The sequence below is a fragment of the Pseudomonas sp. GLN_2 genome, from assembly GCF_043106005.1.
Lineage (GTDB): Bacteria > Pseudomonadota > Gammaproteobacteria > Pseudomonadales > Pseudomonadaceae > Aquipseudomonas > Aquipseudomonas alloputida.
The window spans coordinates 1-17,453 of record NZ_JBICMC010000006.1 but is presented as its reverse complement, the minus strand read 5'-3'; the positions used below and the strand labels follow the sequence as shown (position 1 = coordinate 17,453).

17 protein-coding genes and 1 tRNA gene are annotated in these 17,453 nt (G+C 57.7%); 14 read left to right on the top strand and 4 right to left on the bottom strand.

Translation table 11 applies throughout. From position 1 onward, the window contains the following. Positions 1–83 precede the first annotated feature (83 nt). From ACF8Q6_RS01420 to ACF8Q6_RS01400, 5 genes are all read left to right on the top strand, one after another. Positions 84–857, top strand: a complete 774-nt coding sequence (locus ACF8Q6_RS01420) for an ABC transporter ATP-binding protein (RefSeq protein ID WP_003255746.1) — start codon at positions 84–86, stop codon at positions 855–857. 11 nt (positions 858–868) lie between these two features. After that, positions 869–1,621 carry an ABC transporter substrate-binding protein gene (locus tag ACF8Q6_RS01415; RefSeq protein ID WP_011953233.1) on the top strand — a complete coding sequence of 251 codons (753 nt, stop codon included), beginning with the start codon at positions 869–871 and terminating at the stop codon, positions 1,619–1,621. 54 nt (positions 1,622–1,675) lie between these two features. After that, positions 1,676–2,371: an ABC transporter permease gene (locus ACF8Q6_RS01410; protein ID WP_392492631.1), complete on the top strand. Its 696-nt coding sequence runs from the start codon at positions 1,676–1,678 to the stop codon at positions 2,369–2,371. Further along, entirely contained in the window at positions 2,368–3,057 is a 690-nt protein-coding gene (locus tag ACF8Q6_RS01405; RefSeq protein ID WP_392492633.1) for an ABC transporter permease, read from the top strand. Before ACF8Q6_RS01410 ends, ACF8Q6_RS01405 begins: the two co-directional genes overlap by 4 nt. A 127-nt stretch (positions 3,058–3,184) precedes the next feature. Continuing rightward, complete coding sequence (locus ACF8Q6_RS01400) at positions 3,185–4,390, top strand: adenovirus L4-33K/L4-22K family protein (protein WP_392492635.1); 1,206 nt, start codon at positions 3,185–3,187, stop codon at positions 4,388–4,390. A gap of 354 nt (positions 4,391–4,744) precedes the next feature. Here ACF8Q6_RS01400 and ACF8Q6_RS01395 read toward each other — a convergent pair whose 3' ends face one another. Then, complete coding sequence (locus tag ACF8Q6_RS01395) at positions 4,745–5,035, bottom strand: DUF3077 domain-containing protein (RefSeq protein WP_392491262.1); 291 nt, start codon at positions 5,033–5,035, stop codon at positions 4,745–4,747. A gap of 525 nt (positions 5,036–5,560) precedes the next feature. Between ACF8Q6_RS01395 and ACF8Q6_RS01390 the strand changes: the two genes are divergently transcribed. From ACF8Q6_RS01390 to ACF8Q6_RS01380, 3 genes are all read left to right on the top strand, one after another. After that, entirely contained in the window at positions 5,561–5,809 is a 249-nt protein-coding gene (locus tag ACF8Q6_RS01390) for a hypothetical protein (protein WP_011953231.1), read from the top strand. Positions 5,810–5,907: 98 nt separating this feature from the next. Next, positions 5,908–5,983 (top strand) — tRNA-Thr (locus tag ACF8Q6_RS01385). 290 nt (positions 5,984–6,273) lie between these two features. Next, the gene (locus tag ACF8Q6_RS01380; protein WP_011953230.1) at positions 6,274–6,597 is read left to right on the top strand and encodes a helix-turn-helix domain-containing protein; all 324 of its coding nucleotides are present in this window, start codon (positions 6,274–6,276) and stop codon (positions 6,595–6,597) included. Here ACF8Q6_RS01380 and ACF8Q6_RS01375 read toward each other — a convergent pair. Beyond that, positions 6,594–6,737 carry a type II toxin-antitoxin system RelE/ParE family toxin gene (locus ACF8Q6_RS01375; RefSeq protein WP_392490085.1) on the bottom strand — a complete coding sequence of 48 codons (144 nt, stop codon included), beginning with the start codon at positions 6,735–6,737 and terminating at the stop codon, positions 6,594–6,596. The genes ACF8Q6_RS01380 and ACF8Q6_RS01375 overlap by 4 nt on opposite strands. A gap of 692 nt (positions 6,738–7,429) precedes the next feature. On the opposite strand from ACF8Q6_RS01375, the gene ACF8Q6_RS01370 reads away from it, so the two are divergent. From ACF8Q6_RS01370 to ACF8Q6_RS01360, 3 genes are all read left to right on the top strand, one after another. Further along, complete coding sequence (locus tag ACF8Q6_RS01370) at positions 7,430–8,755, top strand: DNA methylase (protein WP_392490084.1); 1,326 nt, start codon at positions 7,430–7,432, stop codon at positions 8,753–8,755. A gap of 62 nt (positions 8,756–8,817) precedes the next feature. Then, the gene (locus tag ACF8Q6_RS01365) at positions 8,818–9,960 is read left to right on the top strand and encodes a DUF262 domain-containing protein (RefSeq protein WP_392490083.1); all 1,143 of its coding nucleotides are present in this window, start codon (positions 8,818–8,820) and stop codon (positions 9,958–9,960) included. A gap of 3 nt (positions 9,961–9,963) precedes the next feature. Next, positions 9,964–10,644, top strand: a complete 681-nt coding sequence (locus ACF8Q6_RS01360) for an MAE_28990/MAE_18760 family HEPN-like nuclease (RefSeq protein ID WP_392490082.1) — start codon at positions 9,964–9,966, stop codon at positions 10,642–10,644. 125 nt (positions 10,645–10,769) lie between these two features. On the opposite strand, the gene ACF8Q6_RS01355 is transcribed toward ACF8Q6_RS01360, so the two are convergent. After that, positions 10,770–12,377 carry a diguanylate cyclase gene (locus ACF8Q6_RS01355; RefSeq protein WP_060545260.1) on the bottom strand — a complete coding sequence of 536 codons (1,608 nt, stop codon included), beginning with the start codon at positions 12,375–12,377 and terminating at the stop codon, positions 10,770–10,772. 183 nt (positions 12,378–12,560) lie between these two features. Between ACF8Q6_RS01355 and ACF8Q6_RS01350 the strand changes: the two genes are divergently transcribed. Beyond that, positions 12,561–12,767 (top strand): DUF3079 domain-containing protein, encoded by a 207-nt coding sequence (locus ACF8Q6_RS01350; RefSeq protein ID WP_014860378.1) that lies wholly within the window; start codon positions 12,561–12,563, stop codon positions 12,765–12,767. Between the two features lie 150 nt (positions 12,768–12,917). Here the strand turns inward: ACF8Q6_RS01350 and ACF8Q6_RS01345 are convergent, their stop codons facing one another. Then, a complete protein-coding gene (locus ACF8Q6_RS01345) occupies positions 12,918–15,215 on the bottom strand; it encodes a TonB-dependent siderophore receptor (RefSeq protein ID WP_392490081.1) in 2,298 nt (765 codons plus the stop codon). Between the two features lie 140 nt (positions 15,216–15,355). Between ACF8Q6_RS01345 and ACF8Q6_RS01340 the strand changes: the two genes are divergently transcribed. Together ACF8Q6_RS01340 and ACF8Q6_RS01335 are read left to right on the top strand one after the other, a co-directional pair. Next, positions 15,356–16,075 carry a response regulator gene (locus ACF8Q6_RS01340; RefSeq protein ID WP_060545248.1) on the top strand — a complete coding sequence of 240 codons (720 nt, stop codon included), beginning with the start codon at positions 15,356–15,358 and terminating at the stop codon, positions 16,073–16,075. Position 16,076: 1 nt separating this feature from the next. Then, complete coding sequence (locus ACF8Q6_RS01335; protein WP_392490080.1) at positions 16,077–17,444, top strand: ATP-binding protein; 1,368 nt, start codon at positions 16,077–16,079, stop codon at positions 17,442–17,444. Positions 17,445–17,453 lie beyond the last annotated feature (9 nt).

The window sequence follows — 17,453 nt, the reverse complement described above, 5'->3', positions numbered from 1 at the left end:
TCATAATGCCGCTATGCTAGCTTGGCGCACGCCAGGAAGGCCGCCAACAGCTGGGAACGCACCCGAACACATGAGGACCGCACATGGCTCAGGCCACGCCCGCGCTGGAAATCCGCAATTTGCACAAACGCTACGGCGAGCAGGAAATTCTCAAGGGCATTTCGCTGACCGCTCGCGACGGTGACGTGATCTCCATCCTGGGGTCGTCCGGCTCCGGCAAGTCCACCCTGCTGCGCTGCATCAACCTGCTCGAGAACCCGCACCAGGGCGAAATCCTGGTCGCCGGCGAAGCCCTCAAGCTCAAGGCCGCCAAGAATGGCGACCTGATCGCAGCCGACAACCGCCAGATCAATCGCCTGCGCAGCGAAATCGGCTTTGTCTTCCAGAATTTCAACCTGTGGCCGCACATGTCGATCCTCGACAACATCATCGAGGCGCCACGCCGCGTGCTCGGCCAAAGCAAGGCCGAGGCCATCGAAGCCGCCGAAGCGCTGCTGAACAAAGTCGGCATCTACGACAAACGCCACAGCTACCCCGCCCAGCTTTCCGGTGGCCAGCAACAGCGCGCCGCCATTGCCCGTACCCTGGCCATGAAGCCCAAGGTCATCCTGTTCGACGAGCCTACATCGGCACTCGATCCGGAAATGGTCCAGGAAGTGCTTAACGTTATCCGCGCATTGGCCGAAGAAGGCCGTACCATGCTGCTGGTGACGCACGAGATGAGCTTTGCCCGCCATGTGTCCAGTGAAGTCGTCTTCCTGCACCAGGGCCTGGTCGAAGAGCAGGGATCGCCGCAGCAGGTCTTCGAAAACCCGACCTCGGCGCGTTGCAAGCAATTCATGTCCAGCCACCGCTAACGGAGCAATACATGCACACCTACAAGAAGTTTCTCCTGGCAGCTGCTGCCACGCTGGTGATGTCGGCAAACGCCATGGCCGCAGAAAAACTGCGCATGGGCATCGAAGCCGCCTACCCACCGTTCAACAACAAGGATGCCAGCGGTAACGTGGTTGGCTTCGACAAAGACATTGGCGACGCCCTGTGCGCCAAGATGAAAGTCGAATGCTCGGTCGTTACCTCCGACTGGGACGGCATCATCCCGGCCCTGAACGCCAAGAAGTTCGACTTCCTGGTGTCGTCGCTGTCGATCACCGACGAACGCAAGCAGGCTGTGGACTTCACCGAGCCGTACTACTCCAACAAGCTGCAGTTCATCGCGCCGAAAAACGTCGACTTCAAGACTGACAAAGAGTCGCTGAAAGGCAAGGTCATCGGCACCCAGCGCGCAACCTTGGCCGGCACCTACCTTGAAGACAACTTCAAGGGCGTCGACATCAAGCTGTACGACACCCAGGAAAACGCCTACCTCGACCTGGTCTCCGGTCGTATCGACGGCATCCTGGCCGACAAGTACGTGCAGTACGAGTGGCTGAAAAGCAAAGACGGCTCGAACTTCGAGTTCAAGGGCGAGCCGGTGATGGACAGCGACAAGATCGGCATTGCCGTGCGCAAAGGTGACACCAAGCTGCGCGACGACCTGAACAAAGCCCTGGCAGAAATCAAAGCCGACGGTACGTACAAGAAAATCAACGACAAGTACTTCCCGTTCAGCATCGAATGATCCGCCCTGACCGGCGCGCCCTTGCGGCGCGCCAGTCCCTAAAATGACCTGCCCATGAATATCGACCTGCACGGATTCGGTCCGGCCATGATGGCCGGCACCCTGATGACCGTAAAACTGGCGCTTTGCGCCTTGCTGCTGGGGCTGGTCCTGGGCCTGCTCGGCGCCCTGGCCAAGACCTCCCCGCTCAAGCCGCTGCAATGGCTTGGCGGCTTCTACTCGACCCTGGTTCGCGGCGTGCCCGAACTGCTGTGGGTGCTGCTTATCTATTTCGGCACCGTCGGGCTCATGAACAGCCTCGGCGAAGCCCTGAACATGCCCGGCCTTGAGCTCAGCGCCTTTGCCGCGGGCGTGATCGCCCTGGGCCTGTGCTTTGGCGCCTACGCCACCGAAGTGTTCCGTGGCGCCATCCTGGCGATCCCCAAGGGCCACCGCGAAGCCGGCCTGGCGCTGGGCCTGTCCAAGGGCCGCATCCTCTCGCGGATCATCCTGCCGCAGATGTGGCGCATCGCCCTGCCCGGCCTTGGCAACCTGTTCATGATCCTGATGAAGGACACCGCCCTGGTATCGGTAATCGGCCTTGAAGAAATCATGCGTCACTCGCAAATTGGCGTGACCGTGACCAAAGAGCCGTTCACCTTCTACATGGTTGCGGCCTGCATCTACCTGGGCCTGACCGTCCTTGCCATGACCGGTATGCATTTCATGGAAAAACGCGCCGCTCGCGGCTTTGCGAGGGCTGAACAATGAATTGGGAAGTCATCTTCAAATGGCTGCCACGCCTGGCCGAGGGTGCGGTGCTGACCCTGGAGCTGGTAGCCATTGCCGTGGTGGCCGGGTTGATCCTGGCCATCCCGCTGGGCATCGCCCGCTCCTCACGCCACTGGTACGTGCGCGCCGTGCCGTTCAGCTACATCTTCTTCTTCCGTGGTACGCCGCTGCTGGTGCAGTTGTTCCTGGTCTATTACGGCCTGGCGCAGTTCGATTCGGTGCGCTCCAGCTCGCTGTGGCCGTACCTGCGCGACCCGTTCTGGTGCACGGTGCTGACCATGACCCTGCACACGGCCGCATACATTGCCGAGATCCTGCGCGGCGCACTGCAGTCGATCCCCAAAGGTGAGATCGAAGCGGCGCGGGCGCTGGGCATGTCGCGGGGCAAGGCGCTGTTCTACATCATGCTGCCCCGTGCTGCGCGCATCGGCCTGCCGGCGTACAGCAACGAAGTGATCCTGATGCTCAAGGCCAGTGCCCTGGCCAGTACCGTGACCCTGCTGGAACTGACCGGTATGGCCCGTACCATCATCGCCCGCACCTACCTGCCGGTGGAAATCTTCTTCGCCGCAGGCGTGTTCTACCTGGTGATCTCGTTCCTGCTGGTGCAGGGCTTCAAGCTGCTGGAGCGCTGGCTGCGTGTAGATGCCTGCCAAGGGCGCTGACATCTCCTGGCCTTCTTCGCGGGCACGCCCGCTCCCACAATTACTGCACAGTGCTTAGCCTGTGCACTATACCTGTGGGAGCGGGCATGCCCGCGAAGAGGCCCTAAAAACCAACACACATCTACCCATGCCCAACCACCTCCACAGCCACCACCTAAGCACCCGCTTCCAGGCCCTCGACCAGTTCCTGATCGAGCACCAACAGCTGTGGAAACCCCGCCCCTTCACCACCCTGCAACTGCCCTGGGAAACCACCCACCCAGAGCTTGCCGCCCACCTGCGCCAATGTTCCCTGGCAGACGCCGAAGCCGACAGCGCCGCTGACCGCTTGCCCGCCCCATTCCCGCAACTGGCCGAACACGCCCGACAGCTCGCCACGCTCGGCAGCCTTGCGCAAACCAATCTACCGCCTGCCGCCCACCGCCTGGACGTCGCCGTCCCCGGTCGCAAATGGCAACAGATCGAAGCCTTCGCCAGCCACCTAGCCTTCCGCGAACCGCCCCGCCACTGGCTGGACTGGTGCTCCGGCAAAGGCCACCTCGGCCGTCGCCTGCTGCAACCCGGCCAACAGCTGACCTGCCTGGAGTACGACGCCGAACTGGTCGCTGCCGGTCAGGCCCTGAGCGCACACCACCACTTGCAAGCACAGCACGTACATCAGGATGTGATGGCCAGCGACAGCGCTCGCCACCTGGCTGACGATAAAAGCGTGGTTGCCTTGCATGCCTGTGGCGACCTGCATGTACGCCTGCTGCAACTGGCCAGCCAGCAAGGTTGCCGGCAACTGGCCATAGCCCCCTGCTGCTACAACCGCATCGCCGCGCAGCAATACCAGGCGTTATCCACAGCCGCGCAGGCGTCCAGCCTGCAGCTGTCGCTGGACGACCTGGGCCTGCCCTTGAGCGAAACCGTCACTGCCGGCGCCCGTGTGCGGCGCCAGCGCGACACCTCGATGGCCCGGCGCCTGGGCTTCGACCTGCTGCAACGCCAGCAGCGCCAGAGCGATGAATACCTGCCGACGCCTTCCCTGCCGGTGGCCTGGCTGGAGAAGCCCTTCGAGCAATACTGCCGCGACTTGGCTGAACTGAAGCAATTGCCAGTGAGCGGCGACCCGGACTGGGCAATGCTGGAAGCTGCGGGCTGGCAACGCCTGGCCGAGGTTCGGAACCTGGAGCGCGTGCGCAACCTGTTCCGTCGGCCACTGGAGCTGTGGCTGGTACTCGATCGCGCCCTGTTCCTCGAAGAACAAGGCTATGACGTGCGCCTGGGCCTGTTTTGCGATTACCCACTGACCCCGCGCAACCTGCTCATTCTTGCGGAACGCGACGGTTAGCCGCAGCACAACCTGTGGATAAGTCTGTGAACAAGCTTGTGATTACCTGTTGGATCCAAGCGCTATTTCAAGCGCTTGGCTTATTCCTGCTTGCGGCTGCAGCCCAGTAAAAACAGGCGTTTGCGCAAAGACCAGCGGCGTAGCGATCCGGCATGCCTTTCGCTCAGGTCCCAAATGCCACTTGTGCATAAACATTTCTTGTGGTTAGCGCAAGCAGCTTTTGTGGGAGCGGCCTTGCGTCGCGAATGGGCTGCAAAGCAGCCCCGGCGATTTCAGAGATTGTGTCGAAAACGGGGGCCGCTTTGCTGCCCTTTCGCGACGCAAGGCCGCTCCCACAAATGACCGCGTCAATGCCTAATGCGCCTTGCCCTTGGCGATCTCGATATCGTTCATCAGCGCCTTGGCCATGTCGCACAGGTAATCGGCAGCCCCCAGGAATTTATGGTCGTCCTCCATATCCCCCTCGCGCACCAGGTGCTTGATGTAGCCCATCAGGATCGAGACATGCTCGTAGGCCGCGTCGACGGGGACGCCGGGCTCTACGCGTAGGAGATTGAGGGATGGGTTACCGGCTGCGAGGAAGGTTTCCACGCCTGCGGTTGTGATTGGTTTGGGGCTCTTGGGATCAGAATCGATCGTTTTCACTTTTCAAACTCCCTAGTTCAAAAGGAGTTGCCGTGTTCATTCTTTCTCACGGAACAAAGGCGGCAACCGTGCACGAGGTGAGAAACCGAGTGAACGTAGGAAGCTCGGCCAGACCAAGGTCTGCCCGCGCACAGTCGCCATTACGCAGCCGATACGTTCAAAGTCGGGTTCTCACACCCGGTCGCCAGAGCGACCCAAAAACGGTATCCGTGAGCCACTTCCCCGACAACAGCGTTACTTCGGCGGCGCGCGTAGGATACTTCCGAAGCATCCAAACCCTGAAGCTTTTGACCCCATGGTTCAGAATTCCCTTACACAGATAACCCGGCTTACCCGCCCCCTTGTAGGAGCGGGTTCACCCGCGAAGAGGCCATACCAGACAACACAAGGCTAATGCTCCACCGCCGCAACGGTGTATCATCCGCCCCCCAAATCATTAAAAAGTGACGTCGCGCGCTGCCCGCCAGCCCCGCGACCTTCTGGCGTTGCGCCAGAACCGACAATGGACCACCGGACATGAGCATCGTGACCCGAGCCAACCCCCTCGCCCTGCTGACCTTCGCCCTGGCCCTGACCGGCTGTGCCGGCGGCACCTCGCCCCACCCCAACAGCAACCTGGGCTGGAACCACCCCGGCATGCAGCTGGGCGGCGACAACGGCCTGCCCCTGCGCACAGAAGCCCCGTGCCGCAAGCGCGGCTGCGACAATGACAAGCTGTTTTTCAACCCGGGTAAAAGCGAGCCTAGCGTCACCACCATGCACCGCGGCTGGTAGGAAAATTCTTCTTTTGGGCCGGTGACTTAGGTCTTTTGCGAACATTCGCAAGGAAGTGGTTTACAGGCGCCAAACGATCGCTATAATGACGCCCCATTGCCGGTATAGCTCAGATGGTAGAGCAACTGACTTGTAATCAGTAGGTCCCGGGTTCGATTCCTGGTGCCGGCACCATACGCAGTATCAAAAAAGGCTCACCGAAAGGTGGGCCTTTTTTGTTTTAACCCCCCGCAGCCCCCAATCCCTTGCCTTACAGATGCCCTGAAGCCACCACGATCGGTGTAGGAGCTGGCTTGCCTGCGATGGGCTGCGCAGCAGCCCCAACCACCCCAAGCAGAAGCAATTTTCTGATCACCAGCCCAGCTCAAAAACAGACACACCCTCCAACACAAACGCTTTGACTCGCCAACCAATCCCCACTACGATTTATCGCAAATTTTAGATATTTCCGCCGAGGCAAGCCAATGGCGCTTCAATTCCACGAAAGCCCTTTCCACGCCACCCACGACGCAGATACCGCCAGCAAAATGGCCTTGAAAATGGACTTGTCCATTTTCATCACTGACTGCATCAAAAAAATGGGCCTCAAACAGCATGATGCCGCAGCCAAGCTGAACGTAACCCAATCCCGCATATCCGAGCTTGCAAATGGCAAGATCGAGAAATTCACCTTGGACGCCATGATGGACATGCTGGACAAGCTCGGCTTTCGCACAACCCTGACCCTGCCCTCGAACGATGCCGGTTCACCGCCCCAGATCGTGATCACCCAAACGCCCGGCAGCTAAACCCTGTATCCCATTTTTCTCAGTTCTTGCTTCAACTCCTTCATCCGCTCTTCTGCGACCTGCATCGCGTGCCGGTCGGACCTACTGGTCGTTTTTACGAACGAATGCAACACGACGACCATGTCTGCAAATTTGGCCACATACAGTCAGGCATGCCCCGGTCATCGCATTGCTGCTTGCACCTGGCTCAGGATCTCGCGGCACTGGTCTCGTCAGCCAATGCAGCCTCCACCCGCCCACCGGTAACGGTGCTCAGGAGGCCAGATCATGAGATGTCCTTGCTCTTGGTCGTAACGAGCCGCCAGTCCCGCGTTAGAGGACATCCCCACAGGTCGCAGGGGCCTTGATCCCTGATAACACTCAACATTCTTGGCGGGACGACATGGGGACGATCCAAAATGAGATTCGGGAGGGTTTTGATCAGCGGATTGATCGAGAGGAAAACGGCACCTCGACAATTGAGTTCTGCAAGGCACCGGCGTTTGCGCAACGGAGAAGCCCTACGAACGGATTAGTATCAATGATTCCTAGTGATGGCAGAAATCTGACCTCTTGACCTAGAGTGAAAAATCTCACCTTGTTCTTGAAAATCTCTTGGCACCCATCACATTCTCCCGGCCCTGCGGCTTCTCTGGTAGCCCAAAGACTAGGCAGGCTGTGAGCGTCGATCCTCCTGCTGAAAAAAACGTTATCAGATCAGTGCTCGCCTAACGTGGAAATCTGGTACTACGTGGCGTAAAATTCAACCTTGCGGCCCCCAGACAACGGCTCATTACTGCTACGAACTCTGGTCTTTACCTTTCTTTGCACATGACATGAAGAGTCGTACCCAATGAAGCCTCATTCGACCTTTTTCGATAATATAGCGATTTCTAATCCAAAGCTTTACAAAGCCCCTAAGGCATCGCAAGAGTCTAGAGTTTTTCCTTACTACGCCGGTTACTCCAGCGAGTTCTCTAGCAATATATTGTCTACACTGAAGCCGACTCGAAACGCTTTGGTATTCGACCCATGGAATGGTAGTGGAACAACTACAACTTCTGCGTATTCGCAGGGTTTCGACTGCATTGGCTTTGACTTAAACCCTGCAATGGTTCTAGTCGCCAAGGCACGCCTACTATCGCCATTAGAGCGCCCCAGCCTGATTTCAATTGCTAAATCATTAATTGATCAGTCGCAACTAAGCATAGAGGCGCTCACGATAAACGATGACGAGCCTCTACTAAAATGGTTTAACACCGGAAGCACTGTTGCGCTCCGAAACTTAGAAACCAGAATTAACAATCTATTAATATCGAACGAAACATATATCCAGCTAAACAACAATACGGCCATGGATCAAGTCTCGTCGCTAGCCGCTTTTTTTTACGTAGCACTGTTCCGAACCACGCGAAAGCTGCTTCTAGATTTTATACCTTCAAACCCAACCTGGGTAAAACAACCTAAAACAAAGTTGAACCGCAAGCGCCCATCACAAAGCACTATTTATACGGTATTTTTAGACGAAATCAGAAGCTTGAGTTTGCTCGATGGACTTAACGGCTTTAAGTCTCGCGAATCTGATTCAACTGCATGCTTAAAAATTGGAAACGCAGAAAACATTGCACTCAGCAATGAATCAGTCGATGCAATTATATCGTCCCCGCCATACTGCACTCGAATAGATTACGCAGTATCTACCGCCATAGAACTTGCGGTTATCCGATGCGAACAGTCCGAATTTGACACACTCCGCAGAGGGCTTACTGGAACATCTACAGTGCAACGTATTGCACCAACCCTTGAGAGCAAATGGGGTTCTACTTGCGCTCTATTCTTAGAAAGACTGTACAACCACCAGTCGCATGCCTCGAAAGGCTACTACTTCAAAAATCATTTGCAATATTTTTCTTCATTATCTCGATCAGTCGAAGAAATTTCTAGAATCTTGAAGCCTGGAAGCCCCTGCTTTTTAGTGGTGCAAGACTCTCACTATAAAGAAGTTCATAACGATGTACCCACAATAGTTACCGAAATGGCAAGCCATTCCGGACTAGCAATTGTGCGGAGAGATGATTTTAAGGCTTCAAGATCAATGGTTGATGTAAACCTTAAGTCCAAGAAATATCTCAATACCAGGAACACTACTGAGAGTGTTCTATGTTTTCAAAAAAACTAGAAATATACTGTTATTTTTTACAAGAAGATTATCCGTCGAAGATCGTGACAGGGAGTAAGTAGATGAACGATTCAAATACTGCGGACGTCGATATTGTCGAAATGGAACCAGAGGGAGAAGGACTATCTGGTTTCGAGAAGAAGTACAAGGCGCAAATGCGCCAAATTGTTACACAGAAGCTTGACATCCCGATCTCCACACTTCCTGCAATGCTCGATGATAACATTAAAATCAATCCTGAGTTTCAACGTCGTGATCGCTGGGATGAAGAAAGGCAATCACGTTTAATCGAATCTCTTTTGATGAACGTCCCGGTCCCACCAGTATTTTTAGGCGAGGATGATTACGGATTTTATGTTGTCTTAGATGGCAGACAACGCCTCACCGCAATCCAGAACTTCCTAAATAACACTTTAGCCTTGAAGGGGCTAGTAGTTTGGGACGACTTGAATGGACTTAGATTCAATGACCTTGTCAAAAGAGGTCTGGATAAGCACCTAACTAGACGTTTCCTTTCAGCAATTGCTCTACTTAAAGAATCTTCCCCGGCCATTAAATATGATGTTTTTGATCGCCTCAACACAGGCGGCGTCAAAGCTAATGAAATGGAAGTTCGCAATGCTGTCTTCCGAGGGCCTTTTACGGATGCATTGCATAAACTGTCACGCCACCCAGATTTTTGTAAAGCATGGGAAATACCTGTAGACCCGATTGAGGCTCAATCCAATCCGATCTACCAGAAGATGATCGACCTATCTATTGTTTTGCGCTTTTTTGCTCTTTCTGATCCGGAAAAAATTGATACCACTTTTAAAGACTTTCTCGGAGAGTTCATGGAGGAGCGTAACAAGCTATATATCGCAGATCCAAGTCTTGAAAAAATGGATGCAGAACGCTTTGAGCGCGCAGTAGTAAATAGCCTTACTGTATTTGGTACAAATTCTTTCAGAAACCCTTCAAAGATGATGAAGGGTCCACCGTCACTCCCAATTGCTGAAGCAATTATGATCGGCTTATCGGAGTACGACCCAGCGTTAATAACAGAAGAAATTGCAACACAAATAAAGGCTGATTTCGCGACACTTTGTAGCGACCCAGACTTCCTCAAGTCTGTATCAAGCGGCACTAATGGAAAAGGCGCCATTAAAACCAGGATAAACAAAGCGAGGGATATGTTTAGCTCGCACCTCAAAAAGAAACCCTGAGTTATGGACAACAATTTTATAGCTACGGATGACTTTTTAAGCTCTCTTGAAACTATTGAAGAAGTAGCGCTATCGCTATCAACTCCTGCAGCGCTAAAACCTAACCAACTCGCCTGCACAAATGCAATAAGCTGCTCAGTTATAGTACTACTTAGCGGGTACTTTGAAAGCTACCTCAAAAATATAGTAAAAGACTATATAGACGCCATCAACAACTTAAACAAACCTATACACCAAATTCCGGTCACTATGCGGCTCAAGCATTACTCTGGCGGTGCGGACGCCTTAGTAAACGCTAGTAAAAAAGACAAAAAACTCAAATCAACAAATATATCAGAAGACCTAGCCAGACGATTAGGATCTTTAGATCAACCGAAATACTATCTCGCCTGGGAGTCATTTGCCAATACAAGATCGAATCCTGGCACAGAGACTGTTACAACACTATTGTCTGGCCTTGAAATCGAAAAGGCTTGGAATTCGATTGATGACCTAAACAAGTCTCATGGCCGATTAGACCTATTTCTCACGTCTTTCATAGAGATGCGTAACGTGTGCGCCCATACAGGTCGTCATCACACACCTCCTTCTGGAGCTGATCTAATAGACTATGTTGGAAAATTTAAAAGCCTCGCTGAATGCATCGACATGGTAATAGGTTTACGACTAGCAAATTTTGGATAGCTCTTTTCTAGGCAGTGAAAGGGTAGATATTGAGATAGAGTTGAATTAGGCACCAGGAGAAAGGCTCACCGAAAGGTGGGCCTTTTTTGTTTTCAGTGTCGTTATACCCCCTCGCCCTCCCCCTCTCAAACCCTCCGCAACCCCCGCCGCACCTCTTTATCGGCATACATCAACTGATCCGCCGCTTTAAGCGCGGCCTGCAGCGAAGTCGCAGCGGGATCAACACTGGTAATACCAAAACTCGCACCCGCATAATCGAACCGGCAGTCGTCAAACTCGTAGCTACCAATCAGCAGCGGCACCAGCCGTCTGCGCATCGCTGCGGCAGTTTTGGCCATTTCGTCCGGGTGGACCGAAGCGGTCAAGCCGATCACAACGAACTCGTCACCACCCCAGCGCCCAAGTTCATCTGTTGCCCGCAACCCGCCCTGCAAGCGCCGGCTGCCTTCGATCAGGAACTTGTCCCCCACCTCGTGCCCGTAGGTGTCGTTGATCGCCTTGAATTCGTCGAGGTCGATAAATGCCACCAGCACCCCCTGCCCCGTTCGCTTCGCCAACGCGAAATGCCGATGCAAGGCAGCCAGGATCGCGCGCCGGTTCTTCAACCCGGTCAGCGCGTCATAGTTGGCTGCATAGCGTTCTTCCTGGCGGCGCAATAGCATCTGCCCGGCCACACGGCTGGAGAGCAAGATCAAGATCAACCCGAGCGCTGCCACAGAGGCTCCGGTCCAGTAGTACTGCTGACGCATCGGCTGCAGGTGATCAAGCTTTGCCAGCGTCAGCAGCTGATATTGCGCGTCGTTCAGGGGCTGACGATGCACCAGATAAGGGTGCCCGCCAATGAGCCATTGATCGGCCTGAGCCGCGGCTGCCACTGCGCGGATATCCATGGGCTCGCCCGGCTCTTCGTCGCCATCCAGAGGCCTGCGAATATCGGGCGGGAGCAGTGCCGCCACGTTACGCAGCATGAAGGGTTCGCTGGACGCGGTGGTCACGCGCCCCTGACGGTTCACAATCAAGGCAATGTGACGCCCTGTCAGGTAAAGGGCGATGTCCGGGGCATCGAACTTGACCGTGACAGAGCCGAGTGGCTTGCCGTCAGCATCGTCGATGCGGCTGGCTACGAAATAGGAGGGGGTTTTGTTAAGGCGGGCAATGCCGAACATTTCACCACTGCCGGTGCGCAATGCGTCGAGGAGGTAGGCCCTGCCCGTATAGATCTGGCCAACGATGCTGAATGACTCCGCCCAGTTGCTGGCCGTCACCGTATCGTCTGAGAGGTTGTTCATGTAGATACGGGCATAGTGAAGATCGCTGGCCAATCTATCCATGAAATCACCCACGCTTCGCACCAGCGGGTCACGGGTGAACTTCGAAGCGCGCTCCTCACGTGTGAGTGCCGCGAAACCGGGCGGATCATGGCGATATCGGGCAGCGAGTTGGATCACCTCGCTTTGACGGGCCACCATGTTGGCCACGCTGGCCATCTCGGTGAACAGGCGGTCTACGACTCGCCCCGTGATCTGGGCTTCGTATTCGGCGCCTGCCGCCAGGTTGTCGAGTTCTTCTGCCGTAAGGCGCTGCGCTACCCACCCGCTCAGGCTTGCCACAAGTGCCAACCAGACGACCACAACGCCCAGCGTCACCCGACGCACGATGGATGGAATGTCCCTGCGCTGCCGCCGTTGCGACGGATCGTAACTCACGCCGCGCTTACCGGTTGAATGGGGCACCAAAGCAACTCCTTTTGCGATACAGCAATGTGCATCATCGACCCTGCGATACCCCGCCAAGGCGAGGCTCGCTAGATTGTAAGACATTCACCTCAGTGGATCGCCAATGGATTGATGACGGTCAAACGACGGGCTGGGCGAGGGGTTTACGTTCAGAACAGGCAGCCCTGAGGGAGGATGAGCATGGCCAAGAGATTCCCCACAAACCCTCGCCACCCCGAGCGTATCTGCTGGGGTTGCGACCTGTACTGCCCTGCCAAGGCGCTAGCCTGTGGCAATGGCGCAGACCGGACCATGCATCCGGTGGAGCTGTTTGGCGAGGATTGGGATAGCTTCGAGGGCCAGTTGGAGAAGCCGGTTGATCCAGGGCAAGCGGTAGAGCCCAGGTAAGAAAGGGCCGCTTGGCGGCCCAGCGCAGGCCTTGAGCCCAGCGCTGACTCTGTGGGAGCTGGCGATGCGCGTGCAGGCACCGGCTTCGCCGGTGTTCGCGGGTGAACCCGCTCCTACAGGTACAGCGCCAGGCCTTGTGGAAGGGCTTGATCAGAACGCGGTGCTTACCGTCAACGACAGGTTACGCGGGTCGCCATAAATCGCCCCGGCATAGAACCCGTACTGGCTGTAGTAGTGCTTGTCGAACAGGTTGTTGGCGTTGAGGCTGACACTGGTGTTGTCGGTCAGCTGGTACTTGGCCATGGCATTCCAGATGGCATAACCGGACCAGTTCACGTCAGTGGCACCATTGCTCACACCGTTCGTGGGCTGGCCAGCTGGGCTGGAGATGGCGCGGATGTTGGTCTGCGCAGTCACGCCGGCGCCCAGGGTCAGGCGGTCGAGCGGGCCGCTCAGGCGGTAGGTGGTGGAGGCCTTGAACAAGTGCGACGGGTCGCTGCGGCCGTCGCTGTCGACGCGGCGAAAGTGCAGGTAGGTGTAACCGGCGTAGACGTTCCAGTTGGGGGTCAGGGCGCCTGCGACTTCCAGGTCGATACCGTCGGTTTCCTGCCCGGAGCCGGCCTTGTAGGCGCTGCCGCCGGTCGGGGTGGTCAGGTCGCCGTCCAACACGGCCTTGTTTTCCTGCTTGGTGCGGAAGTACGCCGCCGAGGCGTTCAGGCGGCCATCGAACCACTCACCCTTGATACCTGTTTCGTAGCTTTGCCCACGAATCGGTTCGACCTTGCTGCCGCTGCTGGTTTCAGAGGTTTGCGGGGTGAAGATGTCGGTGTAGCTGGCGTATACCGAGTAGTTGTCATTGAGGTCATACACCGCGCCCAGGTAAGGGGTGACGATGCCGTTTTCTTCCTGGCTGCTGCGCTCGCCGGCCACGCTGCGAGTGACCGAGGAATAGTTGCTGGTGCGCACGCCAACGATCACCGACAACGGGTCGGTGATGCTCAGGCGGGTGGCGGCGTACATGCCCTGCAGACGGGTGGTGGTCTTGCTGTGAAGACCGGTGCGCGAGGCGATGAGGTCGTAGTCGTCATCCACGCCATTGTGCCAGTCGGTCACCGGGAAGCCGTTGTTGGCGCGGAACTGGCAACCCAGTGCAGGCGCGCTGGTCATGCCGTCGCCGACCATGGTGCAGGTGTACTGAGGCGACCAGCCGACGGTGCGGCTGTCGTTGTAGCCGACCATGGCCTGGTGGGTGCGGCCGAACAGCTGGAACGGGCCAGACAGGTCGATTTGCGCGGACTGCTGGGTGGTGTCGCTGGAGCTGTGCAAACCATTCAGTACGGCGCCGCTGCCGTCTTGGTCCCAATAGCCGCCGTAGCTGCCGCGCCCAGCCGAGTTCACCTTGGCAAGGCCGCGATGGTTCAGGGCTTCGGTGGTGGCCTGGGCGGCTTTCAGGTCCAACGTCCAGTCGTTGTCGAAGCGGTGCTCGAGCGAACCGAACGCAGTGCGGGTGGTGTACTCGCCAAAGCTCCAGCTGGGCACCACGTTGGTGCTGCGCGGCAAGTCGGTCTTGCTGCCGTCGCGGTACCAGATCGGGACGTTCGCGCCCCAGCCGCCCCCCACGACCTTGTTGTATTCATACTGGTAACCGGCACCCAGAGTGGTGGCGTCGTCCAGGTCGAATTCGAAGTTGGCCAACGCGGCGCGGGAACGTTCGGACTGGTTGTCGCGGAAGGAGTTGGCATCCTGCTGGGTCATCACGAAACGCGAGCGCAGGCGGCCATCTTCGGACAGCGGCAGGTTCAAGTCCGCCCCCAGACGACGCTTGTCCCAGCTGCCATAAGTGGCATAAGCGCTGCCGCCGAAGGTTTTGGTGGGTGCCTTGCGGATCAGGTTGACGGTGGCCGAGGGGTCGCCGGTGCCGCCCAGCAGGCCGTTGGCGCCGCGCACGATGTCGATGCGTTCGTACAGGTCCATGTTCAGCGCATTGCCGCTGCCACTGAAATCGGAGCCGCCCTGGGTCTGCAGGCCATCAACCTTCCAGTTGCTGATCGAGTAACCACGCGCGCGGTAGTCGGTGCGCCCACCCACCTCGGACTTGTTGGCCGTTACGCCTGGGGCGGTTTCCAATGCCTGCTCGATGGTATGGATGTCGCGGTCATCCATCTGCTGGCGGGTGATGGTGGTTACCGATTGCGGTGTCTGCCGTGGCGTCAGTGCCAGGCCAGTGGAGCTGCGGGTGCTCTCGACCGTGTAGCCCAACTGGCCGGCATCGTCGGCAGGCAGTACTGCGCTGTCTTCGATCTGTGTGGCGTCGAGTTCAAGGGGTTTGCCGTCGGCAGCCACTGCACCACCGCTGATGGCGACGGCGACGCAGAAGGCCAGCGGCTTGAGGCAATTGCCGCTTGGACTGAAGGGGGTGAACACTGGCGTGATGCTTTGGGGATTCATTTGGGAAGGCTTCGTATTTGCAGATGATTTTTTGTTAGGATTCTAGGGATCAGCCCTCCGGGCTCCAGACCCGACATGTACGGGGATGTAATTGAACGTAACGAGCGCCACCGGCCCTCACCTAACAGGTGTTTTTCTGCATGAGCACAACCCTGCTGGTTGTCGATGATGACGACGAGATCCGCGAACTTCTTTGTGATTACCTGACCGATGCGGGCTACAACGTGCTGGCGGCAGCCGACGGTCAACAGATGCGCGACCAGCTGGCCCGGCACAAAGTGGAGCTGGTGGTGCTCGACCTGATGCTGCCGGGTGAGGACGGCCTTAGCCTGTGCAGGCAGTTGCAGGCCACACCTGGGTTGGCAGTGATCATGCTGTCAGCCAAGGGCAGCACGCTGGACCGCATCATCGGCCTGGAAGTAGGCGCCGACGACTATCTGGCCAAGCCCTTCGAACCACGCGAACTGATCGCCCGGATCAAAGCCGTACTGCGTCGTCCGCAACGCCTGGGCACCTCTGCCGAAGAACCCGTGGTGGACGCCCAGCTGTTCGCAGGCTTTCGCCTGGAACACGTCAAGCGCCTGCTCACCCGCCCGGATGGCGAGACCCTGACCCTGCCGCGCTCCGACTACCGCGTGCTGCGCGAACTGCTGGAAGCCAACAACCGTGTGGTCTCCCGTGACCAACTGACCCGCAGCGCGTTCGGCCGCGACCACCTGCCCGACGACCGTTCGGTGGACATGTGTGTCAGCCGCCTGCGCCAGCAGCTGCGCCGGGCGCCGGCGGGGACCGCGCAAATCCTGACCATCCGTAACGAAGGCTACCTGCTGAGTCTCGCCCCCCTCGCGGCCGGTGCCTGACATGCGCTGGTTTCACCGGCTATGGCCCCGCACCTTGTTTGGTCAACTGCTGCTGATCATGGTCAGTGGCACGCTGGTGATCCAGTTGATGTCGAGCAGCATCTGGTTCGACGTGCGTTTCGCTCAGGCGCTAGAGGTGCCCGTGCGACTGATTGCTGCACGCAGCGCCCCCCTGATTGCCCAGGCCGACTGCCACGGCGGTACGCTGCAGGCGCCAGCCCACTACCAGCTTCACTGCGTCGAAAGCCTGCCTGCGCAAGAGCATGACGAGCGCCGCGGGCGCAGGCGGGTCGAGCTGTTGTTGCAGCAGGCCCTGAAGTACGAGCTGGGGCGTGCCCAGGACGTGCGCCTGATGCACGTGCAACTCACCGACGAACTGGGCCAGCCGATCGTCTGGCGCAGCCTGTTCGGCCTGCGCACAGCCCAGGCGCATATCCAGTTCGCGGTGCCGTTACCCGATGGCCACTGGCTGACCATTGCGGGCCAGGAACTGCAGGGCTGGAGCGGCGAGTCGGCCTGGGTGCTGATCAGCGATTACCTGCTGCGGGTGTATGCGCTGCGCATCGTCGCGGTGTTGCTGGTATGCCTGGTTGCCGTGCGCCTGTGCCTGCGCCCGTTGCGGCGCCTGGCCGATGCCGCACGCGGCCTGGGCAGTAACCTCGAGCAGCCACCCCTTGCGCTGGATGGCCCGGAGGAAGTGCGCCAGGCGGCGCAGGCATTCAACGCAATGCAGCAGCGGCTGATTGCCATGGTCAACGACAAGGCCTACTTCCTGGCCGCCGTGTCTCATGACCTGCGCACCCCACTCACCCGCATGCGCCTGCGACTGGAGCGCTTACCCGATGACGAACACCGCCAGCGCTTGCGGCAGAACATCACGCAGATGGACGATATGATCGGTCAGGTTCTGGACTACCTGCGTGCGGGGGAGCAGCGGAATCTGCAGCAGGTGGACCTGGACCGATTGGTCGCGCGCCAGTGTGCGGACCTGGCCACTGCCGCAGAACCACTTCCGGTGCACGGCAAGGCGGGCAGCTTGCGGGTAGATGCCTTGCTGTTGCAGCGCTGCCTGCAAAACTTGTTGGTCAACGCGTTGCGCTACGCCAAGAACATTTCGGTCACGTTGGAACGTGCCACCACAGGTGTATTGATCCATATCGACGACTGCGGGCCAGGGATTGCCCCGGGCCTGCTGGCGACTATTGCCGACCCCTTCGTGCGCGGTGACGGGTCGCGTAACCAGGCGTCCGGCGGATATGGGTTGGGATTGAGCATTGCCCAGCGGATCGCCACCAGCCATGGGGGTGAGCTGATGCTGTCGAACCGTGAGAGCGGTGGGTTGCGGGTCAGCATACTGCTGCCAGGCTAACGCGATCTT